The organism is Paenibacillus sp. OT2-17, assembly GCF_009827695.1.
GTDB lineage: Bacteria > Bacillota > Bacilli > Paenibacillales > Paenibacillaceae > Paenibacillus > Paenibacillus polymyxa_B.
In genome coordinates this window covers 1-1,380 of the sequence record NZ_WUDQ01000775.1, presented here as the reverse complement: position 1 = coordinate 1,380, position 1,380 = coordinate 1, and the positions used below count along the sequence as shown (strand labels likewise).

2 protein-coding genes are annotated in these 1,380 nt (G+C 44.6%); both read right to left on the bottom strand.

Features of this window, described 5'->3' with window-relative positions; all coding sequences use genetic code 11:
* A partial coding sequence (locus GRP75_RS27015; protein WP_369127588.1) for an NfeD family protein occupies positions 1-806 on the bottom strand: 806 nt, incomplete at its 3' end.
* A gap of 279 nt (positions 807-1,085) precedes the next feature.
* A partial coding sequence (locus tag GRP75_RS27010) for a GatB/YqeY domain-containing protein (RefSeq protein ID WP_160790896.1) occupies positions 1,086-1,380 on the bottom strand: 295 nt, incomplete at its 5' end.

Sequence of the window (1,380 nt, the reverse complement as noted above, 5' to 3'; positions counted from 1 at the left end):
AGCAACTCAATAACGACACCCGCGATACCGATAAATAAAAGCAACGTCTGCACAATTGGGTTAGTCAATATCTCGGCTGCTTTTTCAGCCCATGTTCGCTCCACATGAATTACATCATCCGTGCTGTAACCCATCCACTGGATAACTTCTTGTTCGGAAGACGCGATGTAATCCGCATAACCCAACTTCAGCGCTTCCTCACTGGTTAAAGAAATGATCTGACCATTTTCCTTATTAAAGTTCATCTCTGGAATAGATACGGTCGTTTTGGAGTCAACCATACCTCTGGCAATATCTGGATTACGTCCACCAGCTTCTGCGGCAGATGCCATGCTACTCTTCCACCAAGCTACCGTTTTTGGATCTGTGATAGCCTGCCCCCTACCGTCTACTAACGCTGCTGCTCCGATAATACTCCCCGGTTTCATAACAATCTTGTTTGCGCTCAACGCAATATAGCTACCCGCTGAGGCCGCTTCGCCCCTTATATAGGCTACGGTCGGAATCGGACTGTCTTTAATCAGTTTGCCCAGCTTCTCCGCTGTATCTACCCGTCCACCGGGAGTGTTAATATCCAGTAAAATCAGACCTGCTTTGGAATCTGCTGCTTCTGCAAATCCACGTTCCATAAATTTGCCCAGACCTTGCTCAATTTCCTGATCAACTGGTATAACAATCACAGCTCCACCTTTAGTTTGGGCCGCCGCTGATTCGGAATGAACTAAGGGTAACAGCAAAACGGATACCATAATCCACAACGTTAAAAAGATCAATTTGCGACTGGAGTGGTGATGTTCTCTATGCATTTCTCTCCCCCTTTCGATCTTTCTATATTACAGCATACCAAACTTTGTTAGACAAACTATACAGTTTTCAGGATTTAATGTGAAATTATTGGGTATATTGCTAATCCTGACGGCTGTCAGATACTTTACGCACCCAACGGACATCACGTTTCATACAATTAACGATAGCGCTTACATATAAGAATCTTCTCACCATTACATTCTATGGTAGGCATCGCATATATAGAAATAACACCCTCTGTAAACAGAGGGTGTTGTGTTTTCCTGTTTGTCGCAGGTTTATTGCAGAAATTGCTGAACCGCTTGGTTCACGAGCTTACCGTCAGCGCGGCCTTTTACCTTAGGCATCAAGGCCGTCATTACTTTCCCCATCTCGGCTTTCGAAGAAGCACCGGTTTCCTGGATGGTCTGCTGTACAATAACTTTAATTTCTTCCTCAGAAAGTTGTTCGGGAAGGTACTGAGCGATGATCTCTATTTCTGCTTTAGTGCTTGTCGCAAGTTCATCACGACCGGCTTTTTCAAATTCATGGAGGGCATCTTTTCGCTGTTTGATCTCACGACTCAGAATATCA